Annotated in this window: 21 protein-coding genes; 1 reads left to right on the forward strand and 20 read right to left on the reverse strand. The window is 67.1% G+C overall.

All coding sequences use genetic code 11. The features are described 5' to 3' along the window. From rpoZ to DK926_RS05990, 13 genes are all read right to left on the reverse strand, one after another. The gene (rpoZ, locus tag DK926_RS05930; RefSeq protein ID WP_068424304.1) at nucleotides 1–306 is read right to left on the reverse strand and encodes a DNA-directed RNA polymerase subunit omega; all 306 of its coding nucleotides are present in this window, start codon (nucleotides 304–306) and stop codon (nucleotides 1–3) included. 90 nt (nucleotides 307–396) lie between these two features. Further along, the gene (gene gmk / locus DK926_RS05935) at nucleotides 397–999 is read right to left on the reverse strand and encodes a guanylate kinase (RefSeq protein ID WP_068425940.1); all 603 of its coding nucleotides are present in this window, start codon (nucleotides 997–999) and stop codon (nucleotides 397–399) included. Between the two features lie 27 nt (nucleotides 1000–1026). Then, nucleotides 1027–1347 carry an integration host factor, actinobacterial type gene (gene mihF / locus DK926_RS05940; RefSeq protein WP_068424306.1) on the reverse strand — a complete coding sequence of 107 codons (321 nt, stop codon included), beginning with the start codon at nucleotides 1345–1347 and terminating at the stop codon, nucleotides 1027–1029. Nucleotides 1348–1506: 159 nt separating this feature from the next. Next, nucleotides 1507–2328 (reverse strand): orotidine-5'-phosphate decarboxylase, encoded by an 822-nt coding sequence (gene pyrF / locus DK926_RS05945; protein ID WP_068424308.1) that lies wholly within the window; start codon nucleotides 2326–2328, stop codon nucleotides 1507–1509. Further along, nucleotides 2325–5666: a carbamoyl-phosphate synthase large subunit gene (gene carB, locus DK926_RS05950; RefSeq protein WP_114329573.1), complete on the reverse strand. Its 3342-nt coding sequence runs from the start codon at nucleotides 5664–5666 to the stop codon at nucleotides 2325–2327. The genes pyrF and carB overlap by 4 nt, the downstream gene beginning before the upstream one ends. After that, complete coding sequence (gene carA, locus DK926_RS05955; protein ID WP_114329575.1) at nucleotides 5666–6802, reverse strand: glutamine-hydrolyzing carbamoyl-phosphate synthase small subunit; 1137 nt, start codon at nucleotides 6800–6802, stop codon at nucleotides 5666–5668. Before carA ends, carB begins: the two co-directional genes overlap by 1 nt. Then, on the reverse strand, nucleotides 6799–7317 hold the full coding sequence (locus DK926_RS05960; RefSeq protein WP_068424313.1) for a transporter: 519 nt from the start codon (nucleotides 7315–7317) through the stop codon (nucleotides 6799–6801). The genes carA and DK926_RS05960 overlap by 4 nt, the downstream gene beginning before the upstream one ends. Nucleotides 7318–7319: 2 nt before the next feature. After that, a complete protein-coding gene (locus DK926_RS05965) occupies nucleotides 7320–8621 on the reverse strand; it encodes a dihydroorotase (protein ID WP_114329577.1) in 1302 nt (433 codons plus the stop codon). Further along, the gene (locus tag DK926_RS05970; protein WP_114329579.1) at nucleotides 8618–9565 is read right to left on the reverse strand and encodes an aspartate carbamoyltransferase catalytic subunit; all 948 of its coding nucleotides are present in this window, start codon (nucleotides 9563–9565) and stop codon (nucleotides 8618–8620) included. The genes DK926_RS05965 and DK926_RS05970 overlap by 4 nt, the downstream gene beginning before the upstream one ends. Beyond that, nucleotides 9562–10233: a bifunctional pyr operon transcriptional regulator/uracil phosphoribosyltransferase PyrR gene (gene pyrR / locus DK926_RS05975; RefSeq protein ID WP_207890752.1), complete on the reverse strand. Its 672-nt coding sequence runs from the start codon at nucleotides 10231–10233 to the stop codon at nucleotides 9562–9564. The genes DK926_RS05970 and pyrR overlap by 4 nt, the downstream gene beginning before the upstream one ends. Nucleotides 10234–10350: 117 nt before the next feature. After that, entirely contained in the window at nucleotides 10351–10887 is a 537-nt protein-coding gene (gene nusB, locus DK926_RS05980) for a transcription antitermination factor NusB (RefSeq protein ID WP_114329581.1), read from the reverse strand. Between the two features lies 1 nt (nucleotide 10888). Continuing rightward, nucleotides 10889–11452 (reverse strand): elongation factor P, encoded by a 564-nt coding sequence (gene efp, locus DK926_RS05985; RefSeq protein ID WP_068424322.1) that lies wholly within the window; start codon nucleotides 11450–11452, stop codon nucleotides 10889–10891. 41 nt (nucleotides 11453–11493) lie between these two features. Next, nucleotides 11494–12612 carry an aminopeptidase P family protein gene (locus tag DK926_RS05990; protein WP_114329583.1) on the reverse strand — a complete coding sequence of 373 codons (1119 nt, stop codon included), beginning with the start codon at nucleotides 12610–12612 and terminating at the stop codon, nucleotides 11494–11496. Nucleotides 12613–12723: 111 nt separating this feature from the next. Here DK926_RS05990 and DK926_RS05995 point away from each other — a divergent pair, with 111 nt between their 5' ends. After that, nucleotides 12724–13371: a B-4DMT family transporter gene (locus DK926_RS05995; RefSeq protein ID WP_068424325.1), complete on the forward strand. Its 648-nt coding sequence runs from the start codon at nucleotides 12724–12726 to the stop codon at nucleotides 13369–13371. On the opposite strand, the gene aroB is transcribed toward DK926_RS05995, so the two are convergent. From aroB to ruvX, 7 genes are all read right to left on the reverse strand, one after another. Further along, nucleotides 13368–14480: a 3-dehydroquinate synthase gene (gene aroB, locus DK926_RS06000; protein ID WP_114329585.1), complete on the reverse strand. Its 1113-nt coding sequence runs from the start codon at nucleotides 14478–14480 to the stop codon at nucleotides 13368–13370. The genes DK926_RS05995 and aroB overlap by 4 nt on opposite strands. A 5-nt stretch (nucleotides 14481–14485) precedes the next feature. Further along, nucleotides 14486–15058, reverse strand: coding sequence for a shikimate kinase (locus tag DK926_RS06005; RefSeq protein ID WP_114329586.1), 573 nt, complete (start codon nucleotides 15056–15058; stop codon nucleotides 14486–14488). Then, complete coding sequence (aroC, locus tag DK926_RS06010; RefSeq protein WP_068424329.1) at nucleotides 15055–16242, reverse strand: chorismate synthase; 1188 nt, start codon at nucleotides 16240–16242, stop codon at nucleotides 15055–15057. The genes DK926_RS06005 and aroC overlap by 4 nt, the downstream gene beginning before the upstream one ends. A gap of 21 nt (nucleotides 16243–16263) precedes the next feature. Continuing rightward, nucleotides 16264–16674, reverse strand: a complete 411-nt coding sequence (locus DK926_RS06015; protein ID WP_243636682.1) for an A24 family peptidase — start codon at nucleotides 16672–16674, stop codon at nucleotides 16264–16266. A 169-nt stretch (nucleotides 16675–16843) separates the two neighbouring features. Continuing rightward, a complete protein-coding gene (locus tag DK926_RS06020) occupies nucleotides 16844–17644 on the reverse strand; it encodes a shikimate dehydrogenase (protein WP_114329588.1) in 801 nt (266 codons plus the stop codon). A 3-nt stretch (nucleotides 17645–17647) separates the two neighbouring features. Continuing rightward, the gene (locus DK926_RS06025; RefSeq protein WP_114329590.1) at nucleotides 17648–18958 is read right to left on the reverse strand and encodes an endolytic transglycosylase MltG; all 1311 of its coding nucleotides are present in this window, start codon (nucleotides 18956–18958) and stop codon (nucleotides 17648–17650) included. Beyond that, a complete protein-coding gene (gene ruvX / locus DK926_RS06030) occupies nucleotides 18955–19527 on the reverse strand; it encodes a Holliday junction resolvase RuvX (RefSeq protein WP_114329592.1) in 573 nt (190 codons plus the stop codon). Before ruvX ends, DK926_RS06025 begins: the two co-directional genes overlap by 4 nt. Nucleotides 19528–19529: the final 2 nt, after the last annotated feature.

Below are 19529 nucleotides of genomic sequence, written 5' to 3' on the forward strand. Positions count from 1 at the left end.
TTATTCGCCTTCGGAGTGCTCGAGGAGATCGGAGTGGATCTCGCGAAGCGCGATCGACAGCGGCTTCTCCTGCAGGCCCGGCTCGACGAGCGGGCCGACGTACTCGAGGATGCCGTCGCCGAGCTGGTTGTAGTAGTCGTTGATCTGACGTGCGCGCTTGGCTGCGTAGATGACCAGCGCGTACTTCGACGACGTGCGCGCGAGGAGCTCGTCGATCGGAGGGTTGGTGATCCCGAGCGGCGTGTCGTAAGCCGGGAGTGCGCTACGCGCGTCGAAGTCGGAACCGGCCACTGAAGTGCTGCTCACTATGGAATCTCCCTGAATAGCGTCGATGCTGCATACGTACTGAACTGCGAAAAGGTCGTTCGTGCTCGTGAACCTCGGAGGCCGAGAACCTCAGGAAGGGCCGACCGACGAGCTACCGACCAACAAGGATACCAACTCTTCGCACGAATGGTCGACATCGGTATTGACGATGACCGTGTCGAACTCGTCCTGAGCGGCCAGTTCGACCTTGGCGGTCTCGAGTCGGCGTGCGGTGGCCGCCGATTCCTCGGTCGCCCGCGACGTGAGTCGGTGAACGAGGTCGTCCCACGTCGGTGGTGCCATGAACACCAGCTGCGCCTCGGGCTTGGACACCCGAACCGCTCGCGCACCGGCGAGGTCGAGCTCCAGAAGCACCGGTTTCCCCTGCTCGAGCGCCTCTTCGACCGGCGCGGCCGGGGTGCCGGACCGATGCAGGCCACCGTGAACGCTCGCCCATTCGAGCAGCTCCCCTGCCTCGATCATGCGATCGAACTCCGCGGCGGTGACGAAGTGGTAGTCCTCACCGTCGATCTCACCCGGACGTGGGTCGCGCGTGGTGACGGACACGCTGAACCACAGTTCGGGCAATACGCGTCGAACGACGCGGACGACACTGGACTTACCGACGCCGGAGGGACCGGCCAAAACGATGAGCCGGCCCCTCCGGGGCGATGACGCGTCACGATCGGACACGTGCGCTACCTCCGCTTGTACGTGCACTCAGGCGTCGAAATCGAACTTGGTCAGCAATGCCTTGCGCTGGCGATCGCCGAGGCCGCGGAGACGACGCGTCGGCGCGATCTCCAGCTCGGTCATCAGCTCCTGCGCCTTGACCTTGCCCACCTTCGGCAACGCCTCGAGAAGTGCCGACACCTTCATCTTGCCGAGGATCTCGTCGGTCTCGGCGTCTTTGAGCACCTGCTTCAGATCGGTGCCGCCTCGCTTGAGGCGCTCTTTGAGCTCGGCCCTGACTTTACGGGCGGCAGCCGCCTTCTCCAGAGCAGCGGCACGCTGCTCTGCGGTCAACTGGGGAAGCGCCACGTTTCCTCCGTCTCATCGTGGGGTGGACAGTGCACGGAATGGCGGGTCGCGCACGTCGCTGCTGCGCAACTCGTGGTCACCAGCAACATCAGCGACGTTACCGACGCGCGACCCGCATGGCGAACTTGCCCCCGGAGCTGACGGGGTCGCAACCATGGTCTACGCGAGGCCCGCTTCCACTTCGTCGCGGAGGGTGGTGGCGGCATCGCGAAGAGCGGTGACCGACGGCCCTGCCGCGAGCACGCCGCGAGACGAGTTGGGCAGCAGAAGCTCTCGGGAACCCGCGAAGATCTGGGCGAGATCGTCGACACCCGCGCCCTGAGCGCCGAGCCCGGGAGCGAGGATCGGGCCGGTGAAGTCGCTCAGATCCAGACCGTGATCACGCGTCGCACCGACGACGAGACCGGCCGTGGCGCGTCCGTCCCGGTCGATGTCGGCAGCCCCGTCGACGATGGACTGCGCGACCGACCGATGGGACGCCGTCGCGGTCTGCAGGTCTGCCCCCTCGGCGTTGGACGTTCGCGCGAGGACGAAGACTCCTCGACCGTTTCGCGCGGCCAGGTCGAACGTCTCGCGCAGCGAATCGAACCCCAGGTACGGGGAGACGGTGACCGCGTCCGACGACAGCGGCGAGTCTTCCCCGAGCCACGTCTGCGCGTAAGCGCTCATCGTGCTCCCGATGTCGCCGCGCTTGGCGTCGGCGACGACGAGTGTCCCTGCGTCACGTAGCACCGAGACGGTGCGTTCGAGCACGGCGTACCCCGCGCTGCCGTAGGCCTCGAAGAACGCGACCTGAGGCTTCACGACGGCGACCTCGCCGACGAACGCCTCGACGCACAGCTCGGCGAAGGTCTCCAACCCGTCGGCCGATCGGGGCAGACCCCAGGCGTCGAGCAGCGACGGGTGCGGATCGATGCCGACGCAGAGCCGACCGCGCGCCGCCGTCGCAGCGCGCAGCCGATCCGCCCACGTCTTGCTCATGCCGTGACCGAGGCGCCCGCGATGGCTGCGTGCAGATCCTGCAACGACCGCACTCCCACCCCACCGGCAATGGCGGCTTCGATGCCCTGCACCGCAGCCGACGCGCCCTGCACCGTCGTGATGCACGGGATGCTCTGTGCCACCGCGGCGCTGCGGATCTCGTAGCCGTCGACGCGCGGTCCCGAGTTGCCGTACGGGGTGTTGATCACCATCGCGACATCCCCGGCGAGGATGCGGTCGACGATCGTCGACTCCCCTGCAGGTACGTCCTCACCGGACTGCTTGTAGACCTGCTGGCACTCGACGCCGTTGCGACGCAGCACCTCTGCGGTGCCCTCGGTCGCGAGGATCGTGAAGCCGAGGTCGGCGAGACGCTTGACCGGGAAGATCAGCGACCGCTTGTCCTTGTTGGCGACCGACACGAACACCGAGCCCGACGTCGGCAGCGAACCGTATGCCGCCGTCTGGCTCTTGGAGAAGGCGGTACCGAAGTCCGCGTCGATACCCATGACCTCGCCCGTCGACTTCATCTCCGGGCTCAGCAGCGTGTCGACGCCTGTGCCGTCGGCGCGACGGAATCGGTTGAACGGCAGGACCGCTTCCTTGACGGCGATCGGCGCGTCCAGCGGTGTCGTCCCGCCGTCGCCCTCGGCAGGCAGGATGCCTTCGGCCCGCAGGTCGGCGATCGACTCACCGAGCATGACGCGCGCACATGCCTTGGCCAGCTGCACGGCCGTGGCCTTGGACACGAACGGAACCGTCCGGCTCGCACGCGGATTCGCTTCGAGGACGTACAGAATGTCGTCCTTGAGCGCGTACTGGACGTTGAGCAGTCCCTTCACGCCGATGCCCTTGGCGAGCAGCTCGGTCGACCGTCGCACGTTCTCGATGTCGGCCTTGCCCAACGTGATCGGCGGCAGCGCACACGCCGAGTCCCCGGAGTGGATACCGGCTTCCTCGATGTGTTCCATGACGCCACCGAGGTAGACCTCGGTGCCGTCGCACAGGGCGTCGACGTCGATCTCCACCGCGTCTTCGAGGAAGCGGTCGACGAGAACCGGGCGGTCGTGCGAGATCTCGGTAGCACGCGAGATGTAGTCGGCGAGCGATGCCTCGTCGTAGACGATCTCCATGCCGCGGCCACCGAGCACGTACGACGGACGCACGAGTACGGGGTAGCCGATACCGCCCGCGATCTCGCGAGCGCCGTCGAACGTCGTCGCGGTACCGAACTTCGGAGCAGGCAGGCCCGCCTCGGTGAGGACACGCCCGAACTCGCCGCGATCCTCGGCAAGGTCGATCGCCTCGGGGCTGGTTCCGACGATGGGAACACCCGCAGCCTTCAGGCGCTTCGCCAGTCCCAGCGGCGTCTGGCCACCGAGCTGCACGATGACGCCTGCCACGGTGCCGGACTGCGATTCGGCTCGATAGACCTCGAGCACGTCCTCGAACGTCAGCGGCTCGAAGTACAGGCGGTCGGCGGTGTCGTAGTCGGTCGACACGGTCTCCGGGTTGCAGTTGACCATGACGGTCTCGTAGCCGGCCTGCGACAGCGTCTGCGCCGCGTGCACACACGAGTAGTCGAACTCGATGCCCTGGCCGATGCGGTTCGGGCCCGAACCGAGGATGAGCACCTTCTGGCGCTCGCGCTGTTCGGCGACCTCGGACTCGGCGTTCGGATCGAGCTCGTAGGTGCCGTAGTGGTACGGCGTCTTGGCCTCGAACTCGGCTGCGCAGGTGTCGACCGTCTTGTAGACGGGGTGGACACCCAGCTCGGTGCGCAAGGCGCGAACACCGTCTTCACCACCGAGTTCCGGTCGGACTGCGGCGATCTGGCGGTCCGACAGGCCGTGGTACTTGGCCTGACGCAGGAGCGCCTCGTCGAACTTCTCGGCGGCACGCAGTTCGTGTCCGAGTTCGTGGATTTGCTGGAACTGGTCGAGGAACCACGGGTCGATCTTGGTGGCGTCGAACAGCTGCTCGAGGGTCGCGCCCAGTTCGAACGCCTTCTCGATGCCGTACATCCGGCCGTCCTTCGGGACGGACAGGTCCTTCAGCAACGACTCGAGGTTCACGGCCTCGACCTCGGGGCCGGTCCAGTATCCCGCTCGCTTCGTCTCGAGCGACCGCATGACCTTGCCGAACGCCTCGGCGAAGTTGCGGCCGATCGACATCGCCTCGCCGACGGACTTCATCGTCGTCGTGAGCGTGCCGTCGGCGCCCGGGAACTTCTCGAACGCGAACCGCGGCGCCTTGACGACGACGTAGTCCAGCGTCGGCTCGAAGCACGCCGGGGTTTCCTTGGTGATGTCGTTGACGATCTCGTCGAGGGTGTAGCCGATGGCCAACTTGGCGGCCATCTTCGCGATCGGATAGCCGGTGGCCTTCGACGCCAGTGCCGACGACCGCGAGACACGCGGGTTCATCTCGATGACGACGAGTCGGCCGTCCGTCGGGTCCATCGCGAACTGGATGTTGCAACCACCGGTGTCGACGCCCACCTCGCGGAGGATGTCGATCGAGAGGTCGCGCATCTTCTGGTATTCGCGGTCGGTCAGCGTCATCGCCGGGGCGACGGTGACCGAGTCGCCGGTGTGCACACCGACCGGGTCGACGTTCTCGATGGAGCAGACGATGACCACGTTGTCGCGGCCGTCGCGCATGAGCTCGAGCTCGTATTCCTTCCAGCCGAGGATGGACTCCTCGATGAGCACGTTCGCGGTCGGCGACGCGGCGAGCCCGCCTCCGGCGATGCGCGTGAGGTCGGCGTCGTCGTAGGCCATGCCCGAGCCCAAGCCGCCCATCGTGAACGACGGCCGCACGACGACCGGGAAGCCAAGCTCGGCGACGGTCTCACGCACCTCGTCCATCGTGTAGCAGACGCGAGAGCGCGCGCTCTCCCCTCCGACCTTGGACACGATGTCCTTGAACTTCTGACGGTCCTCGCCACGCTGGATGGCGTCGAAGTCCGCGCCGATGAGCTCGACGTCGTACTTCTCGAGGATCCCCTGCTCGTGCAGCCCGACGGCCGCGTTGAGCGCGGTCTGGCCACCGAGGGTTGCGAGAACGGCGTCGATCGGATGTCCCTGCTCGGCCTCGCGAGCGAAGATCTTCTCGATGAAATCGGCGGTGATCGGCTCGACGTAGGTGGCGTCGGCGAACTCCGGGTCGGTCATGATGGTGGCCGGGTTCGAGTTCACGAGGCTGACGCGCAGGCCCTCCTCGCGGAGTACCCGGCACGCCTGAGTGCCGGAATAGTCGAACTCACAGGCCTGTCCGATGACGATCGGTCCCGAACCGATGACCAGGACGTGTCCCAGATCGCTGCGGCGTGGCATTACTTGTCAACTCCCTCAAGCACTGATGTGAACCGATCGAAGAGGTACGCGGCGTCGTGTGGGCCCGCCGCGGCCTCGGGGTGGTACTGAACCGAGAACGCGCTTCCACTCAGCAGTTCGACGCCTTCGACGGTGCCGTCGTTGGCGCACGTGTGGCTGATCCGGGCGCGGCCGAAGTCGGTGTCGAACTCCTCGCCTGCTTCGCCTTCGAGCGCGAAGCCGTGGTTCTGCGCGGTGATGGCGATGCGTCCGGTGGTGTGCTCGACGACGGGGATGTTCATGCCGCGGTGGCCGAACTTCATCTTGTACGTCGAGCGTCCGAGCGCGCGGCCGAAGATCTGGTTTCCGAAGCAGATGCCGAACAACGGCAGTCCGCGTCCGAGAACCTCGCGGGTCAGCGCGACGTTGGCGTCGGCGGTCGCCGGGTCGCCCGGTCCGTTGGACAGGAAGACGCCGTCGGGATTCAGCTCCAGAATCTGGTCCATGGTGGCCGCCGACGGAACCACGTGCACACGGATACCGCGCTGCGCGAACATACGCGGTGTGTTCGTCTTGATGCCGAGATCGACTGCGGCGACGGTGAATCGGGCGTCGCCGCCTTCGGGCTCGATCACGTAGCCGGTGTCGGTGGTGACCTCACCGGCCAGGTCGGCACCGAGCATCGACGGCTGACCGACGACCTGCTCGAGCATCTCCGTCTCCGTGCCGAGTGCGTCACCGGAGAAGACGCCCGCGCGCATCGAACCGCGGGTGCGCAGGTGGCGTACGAGAGCGCGCGTGTCGATGCCGGCGATGCCGACGACGTTCTGCGCCTCGAGCTGTTCCTGCAACGATCCGGTTGCCCGCCAGCTCGACGTGCGTCGTGCCGGGTCACGGACGACGTAACCCGCGACCCAGATCTTGTTGGGATCCTGGGCGCTCGCGGCTTCGCCGTCTTCCTGGTTCCAGCCCGTGTTGCCGATCTGCGGCGCTGTCGCGACGACGATCTGGCGGTGGTAGCTGGGGTCGGTCAAGGTTTCCTGGTATCCGGTCATGCCGGTGCAGAAGACGGCTTCGCCGAGAGTCCGTCCGGTGGCGCCGAAGGTGGTGCCACGGAACGTCCGGCCGTCCTCCAGAACAAGAACTGCGCTGCTCACGCGGGTGTCTCCTTCGAGTCGTTCGTGCCTGTGTTCGGATGTGTGTCGACCCAGGTGGGGTAGACGAGCTTGTCGTCGGCTCGAAAGCCGGTGTCGATCTCGGTGCCGGTCGGCAGGGTCCAGCGGATGACCAGCAGGCCGTCCTTGCTCATGACCTTGCCCGCCAACGCACGATCGGTTCTGATCCCGCGAATGGACTCCTGCGGAATCCAGATGGTGGACTCCCCTGTTCGCTCGAGCAGGATGCCCTTCTCGTACCGCGACAGTTCCGCCGTCGCGCGGTGGCCGATGTCGCCGACGGCGATGCGGTCCTGCCAGTTCGGCGCGATCGTGCTGCCGACGTACAGGCCGGTCGCTGCGGCGATCGACGGTGCCCCGAGATCGGCGGGCACGGGAGGGAACACCCCGATCCGGTCCGCCTGGCGCTTCTGGCGGCCGCGCCAGCCCCAGAAGATCAAACCGATCATCGCGAGCCAGAAGACGACGAACGCGACGACGATGACCACTCTGTCCACGGCTATGCCTCCGTCGCGACGCGCACGGCGCCATCGCGGGCAGTGATCCGTCCGCGCAGCAACGTCGTGGTGACTCTGGCCGAGAACGCCATCTGCTCGAACGGCGTGTTCTCGGAGATACTGGCGAACTTCCTGCCCTCGACCGTCCACGATGCGTCCGGGTCGACGAGCGTCAGGTTCGCGATCTCTCCGACCTCGATCGGACGGCCCTGGTCGGCGAGTCCGACGATCTCCGCCGGACGCTCGCTCATGACGCGGGCCACGCCACGCCAATCGAGCAGACCGGGCTCGACCATCGTCTGCGCGACGATCGCGAGCGCGGTCTCGAGACCGAGCATGCCCGGACGCGCCTGGGAGAACTCGCAGCACTTGTCCTGCTCGGCGTGTGGCGCGTGATCGGTCGCGACGCAGTCGACCGTGCCGTCGGCGAGGCCCTTGCGCAGCGCCGCGACGTCGGACGCCTCGCGCAGCGGCGGGTTCACCTTGTTCACGGCGTCGTACGTCTCCAGGCGCGAATCGTCGAGCAGCAGGTGATGCGGCGTCACCTCGGCCGAGATCAAAATCCCTTGTGCGCGTGCCCACTTCAGCAGTTCGACGGTTCCCGCCGTCGATGCGTGACAGATGTGCACCTTCGCTCCGGCGTCGCGAGCGAGCAGAGCGTCACGGGCGACGATCGACTCCTCGGCGGCACGCGGCCAGCCGGCGAGACCCAGGCGAGCTGCCGTCGGCCCCTCGTGTGCGACGGCACCGACGGTCAGACGCGGCTCCTCGGCGTGCTGCGCGATGAGCACCCCGAGCGAGCTCGAGTACTCGAGCGCGCGACGCATGATCAGCGGGTCGTCGACGCATTTGCCGTCGTCGGAGAACATCTTGACCTTGCCGACGCCGCTCGCCATCGTCGCCATCTCGGCGAGCTGCTTGCCCCCGAGACCGACCGTGACGGCACCGACCGGGTGCACGTCGACGAGTCCGACCTCCTGGCCGCGACGCCACACGTGATCGGTGATGACGACCGAGTCGGCGACAGGGTTGGTGTTGGCCATCGCGAACACCGCCGTGTAACCACCAAGAGCGGCTGCGGCAGAACCGGTTTCGATGGTCTCGGTGTCCTCGCGGCCGGGCTCGCGCAGGTGGGTGTGCAGGTCGACGAATCCGGGGAGCAGAATCTGCCCGCCCGCCTCGACGACCTCGGCATCACCTGCGTCGAGATCGGATCCGATGGCGGCGATCTGGCCGTCGTCGATCAGGACGTCGGTAGCGGGTTCCTCGCCGTAGATCAGAACGCCGCGCAGCAGAACACTCACAGCGCACCTCCGTCCGAGCCGACGAGCAATCGGAACAGCACCGCCATGCGCACGTGAACTCCGTTCGTAACCTGTTGCAGTACAGCAGTTCTGGGTGAATCGGCCACCGACGACGCGATCTCCATGCCGCGCAGCATCGGTCCCGGGTGCAGCACGACGGCATGCTCCGGGAGAAGGTCCATCCGCTTCTGGGACAGCCCGTACGTGATCGAGTACTCCTTCGCCGACGGGAAGAATCCGCCGTTCATCCGTTCCGCCTGCACGCGCAGCATCAGCACGGCGTCGAGCGACGGCAGTTCGGCATCGATGTCGTGCGACACGCGGACCGGCCAGCCGGAGACTCCGACGGGCAGCAGCGTCGGCGGCGCGATGAGAACCACCTCGGCGCCGAGCGTCGACAGCAGAATCGCGTTCGATCGCGCGACGCGACTGTGCAGGATGTCGCCGACGATGCCGATGCGCCTGCCCTCGATGTCACCGAGACGTTGGCGCAGGGTCACGGCGTCGAGCAGCGCCTGCGTTGGGTGCTCATGGGTTCCGTCACCTGCGTTGATGATCGCGGGTCCCGCCCCGTCGCCCTGGCCCTTCGTCCACGCGGCGATCTGGTGTGCCGCACCCGACGACGGGTGACGCACGATCAGCGCGTCCGCGCCCGCGGCACGCAGCGTCATCGCGGTGTCCCGCAAGGACTCGCCCTTCGACACCGACGAGCTGCTGGCGCTGACGTTGATGACGTCGGCACTCATCCACTTGCCTGCGACCTCGAACGACACACGGGTGCGGGTCGAGTTCTCGAAGAAGACGGTCATGACCGTGCGGCCACGGAGAGTCGGGAGCTTCTTGACCTCACGGCCCAGCAGCGCCTGCTCGAACCGATCGGCCTCGTCGAGCAGCTCGGTCGCGGTCTCGCGGGTCAGATCGGCCACGGACAGCAAATGCTTCACTGCACTACACCCTTGTTTCCATCTGGGTCACTCCTGCGGGCTCCGCTCCCGCCTTCTTCCGGGTCACTCCTGCGGGCTCCGCTCCCGGCTGAGATAGATACACCGTCCTGCCCGTCGTGCTCGGTCAGAGACACTGACACGTCCTCGGTCCGAGCCGTCGGCACGTTCTTTCCGACGTAGTCGGCGCGCAACGGGAGTTCGCGGTGTCCGCGGTCGATGAGAACGGCCAGCTGAACGGCCCTGGGGCGACCGAGGTCACGCAGCGCGTCCAGCGCTGACCGCACCGTCCGGCCGGAGAACAGGACGTCGTCGACGAGAACCACGAGTGCGTCGTCGATTCCACCCTCCGGAACGAGGGTCCGCTCCAGGGGGCGATGCGGCTTGTTCCGCAGATCGTCGCGGTACAGCGTGATGTCGAGCGAGCCGAGCGGCGGGCGCACCCCGCTGAAGACCTCGATGCGCTCGGCGAGACGCTCGGCGAGCGTGGTGCCGCGCGTCGGAATGCCGAGGAGAACGACACGAGGGCCGTCCGCGGAATCCAGCGCGGTCTTCTCGATGATCTGATGCGCCATCCGGGCGATGGTCCGGCCCACATCCGCGGCGGACAGCAGCTCGCGGGAAGAACCGGGTCGATTGTCGGGAACGGAAGAACTGTCGGGCGCAGGCAAACTACGACCTCCTTCTCCGCCTCTCTGGACGGATCGTTAAAGGATGTCTGACGGTGACACAGCCTAGCAATCGCTCCTCCCCGCACGAGCGGCGGGGAGGAGCGAATCGAAAGATACTCAGGAGTCGGCGGGCTTGTCCTCGGCAGTACGCGAGGACACGGCCGCGGCTGCCGCTCGAACCTGAGGCGCTACGAGCACGATCTGGCCGAGAACGCCGTTGACGAACGACGGCGAATCGTCCGTGGACAGCTGCTTCGCGAGTTCGACGGCTTCGTCGACGGCCACGACCGGCGGCACGTCCGTCGCGTGGAAGAGTTCCCACACCGCGACACGCAGAATCGCGCGGTCGACGGCCGGAAGCCGGTTCAGCGTCCAATCCGTCAGGTGGTCGGAGATCACACCGTCGAGACGATCGAGATTCTCTGCGACGCCGACGACCAGCGTCTCGGTGTACTCGCTGACGGGCGCGATCGTGTCGTCGCCGCGCGCCAACTCGATACGCTCCTTGGCCAGGTCCACCGGATCGGTGTCACGCGCCTCGGCCTCGAACAGGAAGTCCACTGCCCGCTTGCGAGCCTTGTGGCGCGCACCGAGCTTCTTCGGCTGCTCGGGCTGTTTCGATCCAAGACGTGCTTGGTTCTTCTTCGACGACACGTTAGGAGTTCACACGCCCGAGGTAGTTGCCGTCACGCGAGTCGACCTTCAGCTTGTCGCCGGTGTTGATGAACAACGGAACGGAGATCTCGGCGCCGGTCTCGAGGGTTGCAGGCTTGGTGCCGCCGGTGGAGCGGTCGCCCTGGAGACCGGGATCGGTGTGCTTGACCTCGAGCTCGACCGTGACGGGCAGCTCGACGTACAGCGGCGCGCCCTCGTGGGTCGCGACCTGAACCTGCATGTTCTCGAGCAGGAAGCGTGCGCCGTCGCCGACCGTCGCCTCGGAGATCGAGATCTGGTCGTAGGTGTCGCCGTCCATGAAGACGTAGTCGCTGCCGTCGTGGTACAGGTACGTCATGTCGCGACGATCGACCGTCGCGGTGTCGACCTTGACGCCTGCGTTGAACGTCTTGTCGACGACCTTGCCCGACAGCACGTTCTTGAGCTTCGTACGCACGAAAGCGGGGCCCTTGCCCGGCTTGACGTGCTGGAACTCGATGATCGACCACAGCTGGTTGTCGATGTTGAGAACGAGACCGTTCTTGAAATCGCTGGTAGAAGCCACTGGCTCTTACGTCTCCTCGTATTTCTCGCCTGCGCCGTGCGTCACACGAGAATCAGTTCTTTGCTGGTCATGGTGAGCAACTCGGGTCCGCCGTCGCGAACGACGAGTGTGTCTTCGATCCGGACGCCACCGCGCCCCGAGATGTACACACCCGGCTCGACGGTCACAGCTGCACCGCTCAGCAGTGTACCGGTGCTGGTGCGTGCAATTCCCGGCGCTTCGTGGATTTCGAGGCCGACACCGTGTCCGAGGCCGTGCAGGAACAGCTCCCCGTACCCGGCGTCCTCGATGACCGATCGTGATGCCGCGTCCACCGAGGCCGTGCTCACGCCGGGTGCCAGCGCCTCTCGGCCCGCGGCCTGAGACCGCAGCACGAGCTCGTAGATCTCCTTCTGCCACGCGTCGGGCTCCCCGATGACGACCGTGCGTGTCATGTCCGAGTGGTACCCGCCCACGAGCGCACCGAAGTCGAATTTCACGAAGTCACCCGTCGCGAGCACAGCCGCCGTGGGCCGATGGTGAGGCACGGCGGAATTCGCACCCGCTGCGACGATCGTCTCGAACGAGATGCCGTCGGCACCCGCGTCGAGCATCAGAGCTTCGAGCTCGCGCGCCACCTCGAGCTCGGTACGTCCGGCTCTGATTCCCCCGCGCTCGATCAGTAGCGCGAAGGCCTCGTCCGCAGCACGACACGCGTCGCGCAACAGCCCGATCTCGTGCTCGTCCTTGACCATGCGCAGATCCTCGACGAGGCCCGGACTGCGGACGAGCGTCGGAGCCGCGTCCAGAGCACTCCACGCGTCGTGCTGTTCGACCGTCACGACATGGCTTTCGAATCCCACGTTCCCGGACGGCGCCGCCCGGTCGTCGGTCAGCAACGCCGTCGCCGACGACCTGTCGATCGACGCACGAAGGTCGGGAACTTGGGCGGCGACCTGGGAGAGATACCGACCGTCGGTGCAGATGACGGTTCCGTCCTCGTTCCCGTCGGAATCGGCGGCGGACACCACGAGGGCGGCGTTGCTCCCGGTGAACCCGGTCAGGTACCGGATGTTGAGGAGATCGGTCACCAGGAGTGCGTCGAGGTTCTTCGCGTGCAGAGCGCGACGGAGCGCGGCTCGACGCGCTCCGAAGTCGGCTCGTTTCCGGTCTGCAGACATTCCTCCAACCTATCGTTCGACGCAGCTGCCACGGCCCATCGATGTCGTAGACCGTCACGAAATTCTGTGGGGCCGGACACACTTACCGGCGGGTAGGGATAGGCTGACCCCATGACTGGGTGGGTTGTGCGCGGAATCGGTATGGGTCTGATCAACGTGGGGGTGCGGATACTGCTGGGGGCAGCCGTCGCGCAGTGGCCGACGCACGGCTCGCAGCTGCGCTGGGTGGGCATGGCCGCCGTGCTGCTGGCGGTCGTCGTGTGGGCCGGAATCGACGGAATCCGCGACCGACATGCCAATCCCGATCCCGAATACGGCAAGGATCTGACGATGGTCTGGCTGAAGGCCGCGGTCGTCGGTGGTCTGCTGGCAGGCCTTCTCGCGTGGCTGGTCGGATTCCTCGTCGAGTTCAGCGTCGGCCAGAACTCGCTGTTCTTCGAACTGACGTCGGGCGCCGCGTTCACGATCCTCGTCATCTTCATTCCGGCGACGATCGCCGTGTTCCTCGGACGCCTTCTCGCTTCGCGCGATGCGAAGAAGAAGCTCGCCGCGACCGACGCCGAGCGCGAGCAGCACCGCCGCGAACATCACACGGTCGGCGCGAACGCCTCGGGTCAGTCGGCTACCGGTCAGGCAGCGCCGTCGCAGTCGACGGCCGACCAAGCACGGTGGGCCGACGACTCGGCCGACACCGAAGTGTTCCCGGCCGTCGGTCCAGACCTGCAGAAAGATCAGGGCTCGAAGAAGAGCACCAGCTAGAGCAGAATTCCGGTGCTGGACGGGCCTGAGTCGTCCCGTGCGATGGCCGAGTAGGCCGCGACGAGAAGGCTCGGGTCCGGTCCTTCCAGTCGTCCCGGCTTGGCAAGGCCGTCGAGCACGACGAACCGCAGCATTCCGGCGCGATTCTTCTTGTCGGTCTGCATGCCCTTCAACAGATCACCGAACGCGTCCGCGTCGTACGTCGTCGGCAGCCCCACCGCTTCGAGGATGCTGCGGTGACGGTCGGCGGTGGCGTCGTCGAGACGGCCGGCCAGGCGACCCAGTTCGGCCGCGAAGACGAGACCGACGGCGACGGCAGCACCGTGACGCCAGCGGTAGCGCTCCCGGCGTTCGATGGCATGGCCGAGCGTGTGTCCGTAGTTCAGGATCTCGCGCAGACTCGACTCCTTGAGGTCGGCCGCGACGACGCGGGCCTTGACCTCGACGGAACGACGAATCAGTTCCGGCAGAACGGTCCCCTGGGGGTCGAGGGCGGCGTCCGGATCGGCTTCGATCAGATCGAGGATGGTCGGGTCGGCGATGAAACCGGTCTTGATCACCTCGGCCAGACCGGCCACGATCTCGTTGCGCGGAACGGTTTCGAGCGTCGCGAGGTCGATGAGGACCGCTGCGGGTTCGTGGAACGAGCCGACGAGGTTCTTGCCGGCCTCGGTGTTGATGCCCGTCTTGCCGCCGACTGCTGCATCGACCATCGCCAGGAGCGTCGTCGGCACGTGCACGATCTTGACCCCGCGCATCCACGTCGCGGCGACGAAACCGGCGAGATCGGTGGCCGCGCCGCCGCCGAGGCTGACGACGGCGTCGCTGCGCGTCAGACCGATCCGGCCCAACACCTCCCAGCAGAACCCGGCGACCGCCAGTTCCTTGCCGTCCTCGGCATCCGGAATCTCGATGCGGTGAGCATCGATTCCCTTGGCCGCCAAGGCCTCTCGAACGGCTTCGGCAGTCTCCGCGAGCGGCGGCTGGTGAAAGATCGCGACGGTGGCCGTTCCGGCCAGTTCGTCGACCAGATCACCCAGCAGTCCCCTGCCGATGATCACCGGGTACGGCGCTGCGGTCTCGACCATGACGCGTACGGGCTCGGTCATTGTTCTCACCCTCCATCGAATCGGTTGGGTCGCCCCAGTACGGGCGGTGTCGTGGCACCCGCGTGCTCGTGATGCGCTTTCAGTTTCGCGACGACCTGGGTGACGACACGTGCCGGACTGCGCCCGTCGGTGCGCACCCGGATGGTGGCTGCCGAACGGTACAGCGGCCGCCTCGTACGCATCAGGTTCTGGTACTTCGTACGCGGATCCGGGCCGGCCAGCAGCGGTCGAGCATTGTTGGCGCCCGTGCGGCGCAAGCCCTCGGCAACGCTGATCTCCAGATAGACCACGGTCTGCGACTCCAGCAGCGCGCGTGTGCGCTCGGAGAGGATCGATCCCCCTCCCAACGACACGATGCCGCTGTGGGTCGCGATGGCGTCGGCGACCACCTGCTCCTCGATGACGCGGAACGCGGGTTCGCCGTCCTCGGCGAAGATGTCCGCGATGGTCCGTCCGGTCGTCCGTTCGATCGCGGCGTCGGTGTCGAGCAGTTCCAGTTCGAGCGCCTGAGCGACCCGCCGCCCGATGGTCGACTTGCCGGCACCGGGCGGGCCGATCAACACCGCGTACGGAGTCATCGCGGCGGCCGGGCGGCAGAGCCCTTCACGTAGTGGTCGACGTTGCTCGCCGTCTCCGCGAGCGAGTCTCCCCCGAACTTCTCGAGCGCGGCCTGCGCGACGACAAGGGCAACCATCGTCTCGGCGACGACGCCGGCAGCAGGGACCGCGCAGACGTCGGACCGCTGGTGGATCGCGACGGCCTCGTCACCGGTCGACATGTCGACGGTGGCGAGCGCGCGGGGAACCGTCGAGATCGGCTTCATCGCAGCGCGCACACGCAGCGCCTCGCCGTTGGTCATGCCACCTTCGATGCCGCCTGCGCGGTTGGTCGACCGTAGAACTCCGTCGGGGCCCGGCTTCATCTCGTCGTGCGCGGCGCTTCCGCGCCTGCGGGCGGTCTCGAAACCGTCGCCCACCTCGACACCCTTGATCGCCTGGATGCCCATGAGGGCGGCCGCGAGCCGTGCGTCGAGCCTGCGCTCGCCGCTGACGAACGACCCGAGTCCGACGGGCAGACCGTGCACGACGACCTCGACGACGCCGCCGAGGGTGTCACCGTCACGCTTGGCGGCCTCGATCTCGGCGATCATCGACGCCTCGGCCGCGGCGTCGAACGCGCGGACGGGACTGGCGTCGATCGCGTCCAGGTCGTCACCGGACGGCGCAGGGCCGACGTACGGCTCCGACGCGCCGATCGAGATGACATGTGAGACGACGTCGACGCCGAACGCCTGCTTCAGGAATCGCCGTGCGACGGTTCCGATCGCGACGCGGGCTGCGGTCTCGCGCGCGCTCGCACGTTCGAGCACCGGGCGGGCGTCGTCGAAGCCGTACTTGAGCATGCCGGAGTAATCGGCGTGACCGGGACGGGGACGGGTCAGCGGACTGTTGCGAGCGAGGTCGGACAGCACCGACTGATCGACCGGATCGGCCGACATGACCTGTTCCCACTTGGGCCACTCGGTGTTTCCGACCTCGATCGCGATGGGACCACCGAGGGTCAGGCCGTGCCGGACGCCGCCCGTGATGGTGACCTTGTCGGCCTCGAACTTCATGCGGGCACCACGCCCGTATCCGAGTCGTCGACGCGCCAACTGAGCGGCGATGTCGTCCGAGGTCACCTCGACACCCGCGACCATTCCTTCGAGGATGGACACGAGAGCGGGACCGTGAGATTCTCCAGCAGTAATCCAGCGCAGCACGCAGCTATCCTTCCACGTCCGTCACGCCGCGAGTGCCAGCAGGGTGGCCGCGCACATCGCCGGGCCGTGTGGCACCGGAGTCCGTGAGCGGCCGGCAGCAGACAGCGCAAGCCCGCACAGGCCGGTGAGCAGCGGTGCAGCGACCGCGGCCACCGCCCACGCGTCGGCACCCGCCATACCGGTGACACCGCCCAGCGACCACGCCAACTTGACGTCGCCCGCGCCCAACGCGCGCGGCGCCGCGAGATGGACGGCCAGGTAGCAACCGAACAGTGCGACGGCACCCGCCAGCATTGCGGGAACGGCACCCACGACGCCCGAATACACGGCGATCGCGGCAGCTCCTGTACCGGTCAGCGAATTCGGCAACCGCCGTGACATCAGGTCGATGCAGGACAGGCACACGCACCACGAGACGAACGCGACGACCAGGGGTCCGCCGTCGAGCCATCCGGCGGCCGTTGCAGCGTAAGCGGATCCGAGCTCGACAGGAAGGGTTTGGAAGTACACACAGGCATGCTCGCGTGCGTCGCGTCGGCCCTCACGCGGAATGCCCTGGTCGCGATCTGCCCTGTGAGCGAAGAGAACCTGTGGAATTTCCTCAGATCGCGTCGCGCATGGCGGCTCTGGGCGCGGGCTTGCCGGTGAACTGCTCGACCTGGCCGTACGCCTGATTCAGCAGCATCTGGACACCCGAGATCACAGTGCCGCCCGCGGTCTCGACGGCCGTGGCCAACGGCGTCGGCCACGGGTCGTAGATGGCATCGAGGACGACCGGAGCATGCGCGACGGCCGCAGCGACGGGTTCGACGCCGACCGCAGGCACCGTACTGACGGCCACTGCGGCGCGTTCGGCCACACCGGCGAGGTTCGGGTCCGTGATGGTCACGAAGTCCGCGGCCATCCCCGTTGCCTTCGCGCACGCGATGGTGTCCTGCGCACGCTCGGCCGATCGCGCCACGACGGTGACCGATACCGCCCCGAGCCCGGCGAGAGCGACGATGGCAGGACGCGAAGTTCCGCCTGCTCCGACGACGAGAACCGAGCGACCCGTCAGGTCGACGATCCCTGCCTCGATGAGGGCACCTGCGACGCCGTCGACGTCGGTGCAGTCCGCGCGCCACCCCGTCGCCGTCCGCACGAGCGTGTTGGCCGATCCGGCCAACACCGCGCGGTCGGTGCGCTCGTCGGCGACATTCAGCGCTGCGACCTTGCCCGGCATCGTCACCGACAGTCCGACCCAGTCCGAGTCGAGACCGGACACCAGATCAGGCAGCTGTTCGCCCGTGCACAGGATTCGCTCGTACGTCCAGTCGTCCAGTCCGAGCGCGCGATAGGCCGCCAGGTGCAGAAGAGGCGACTTCGAGTGTTCGATGGGACTGCCGAGTACCGCAGCGCGCATCGATCAGCGCCCGCTCTCGAGGAAGCCGTCCTCGACCTTGCCGATGTTCGCCAGATGCTCGTCGTAGCTTCGGGTGAACAGCGTCTCCCCTGCGGTGTTGATGGTCACGAAGTACAGCCAGTCGCCGTCGGCGGGCGCCTCGACTGCCTCGACCGCCCCAACACTGGGCGACGCGATCGGTGTGGCAGGCAGACCCTCCATCGCGTACGTGTTCCACGGCGTCACGGTGGCTCGGTCGAGGTCGGTCGTCGCGACCTCGGTGGTGTCGAGCGCATAGTTGACCGTCGAATCGAATTCGAGCTTCTGCGGTTCTGCGAGACGGTTGATGATGACGCGCGCGACCTTGCTGAAGTCCTGGGGAAGCGATTCCCGTTCGACGAGCGACGCGGCCACCAGCGTCTGATACGGATCGAGGCCCGAGTTGGCTCCCGCGGTCAGAATGCCGGTGCTCTCGTAGGTCTCGGCGCTCTCGGACACGAGCTGCGCCAGGATGTCGGTGGGCGACGCGGTGGGATCGAAGTCCCAGCTGCCCGCCGAGATGAGGCCTTCGAGCTGACGGTCACGGTCGGGAACCGTGCTCACTCGTTCCGCAGCCCAGTCCGGAACCCCGAGGGTCGACGAGTCCTCGGCCGCGCCTGCGGCGTTGAAGTCCTCGTACGAGATGCAGGTCGGGGTGCCGCTGCCGGTGGTGTCGATGCAGCTCGCCTCCGACAGCAGCGTGTAGATGCCCTTCTTGACCGCCTCGGTGTTCACGTCGCTGGAATCGTGCAGCTGACGCCCCTCGGAGATGACGACGCTGCCGACGCGAGCTGCGGGGTCGACGAGCGCGGCGACGGCCTCGGACGCCGGAACATGACTGGGCAGCAGGTAGTAGCCCGGCTGCACCGCGGAGATCGACGAATTCTGCACGGCAGCGCTCATGAACGCACCGGTGCTGGCGACGACACCCTTGTCGACGGCGTCGGCGCCGATCTGCTCTGCAGTGTCACCGGGATGCACCCGTACGACGACGGACGGCCCGGCGGTTCCCGACGCGAAGTCCTCGGGGCCGCCTGGTCCTCCGGTGAATCGATCGAACACGAAGTACCCCACTCCGGCTACGGCCAGGACGACGATCAATCCCAACGCCAACCCGACGGTCCGTCCTCGGCGCTTGCGGCGCTTGGCCTCGAGGTCCTGCCGACGCTGGGCGCGACTGCGGCCGACCTCGCGGGGGCCCGGAGCGTTCACGGCACGATGGAACTCGCTGCCTTCGTCCGTTCGATAGCCGATCGGATCGGTGTGGACCTCGTCCTCGTACCTGTAGTTGTTCACTCGCCGGCCTCCGGAGTCGGACCTGTGTCTTCGGAACTGGTGGTGCTGGTGCGTGCCGCGCTCAGGCGGCCGGAGCGCTCGTCGAGCCACCCCTGCAGGATCGCGACGGCCGCAGCCTGGTCGATCACCGAACGCTGAGCCTTGGCACGGACTCCGCTTTCTCGAAGTGCACGCGCCGCAGTCACGGTAGTCAATCTTTCGTCCGCCATGCGTACCGGCACGCCGGGCAGACGTCGCGACAATGTACGCGCGAAGCCCTCCGCAGCTTTCACCGCCGAACCGCTCTCACCCCGGAGAGTGCGCGGCAGCCCGACGACGATCTCGACGGCCTCGTACTCCCGGACGATCTCGATCACCCGAGCGACATCGGGCGCGTCGGGGCCTTTGATCTTGGATCGGGCGACGGTCTCCACCGGCGTCGCGAGCACCCCACCCGGATCACTCGATGCGACGCCGATGCGCACGCTTCCGACGTCGATGGCTATGCGTCGGCCGGGCCCCGGGTCGTCGTCGCCGGGGCGGTCGGGATCGCGACGGGACGGCCGGGCCTGTCCGGCGGAATCCGTCACGA

Source organism: Rhodococcus sp. Eu-32, assembly GCF_003336925.1.
Lineage (GTDB): Bacteria > Actinomycetota > Actinomycetes > Mycobacteriales > Mycobacteriaceae > Rhodococcoides > Rhodococcoides kyotonensis_B.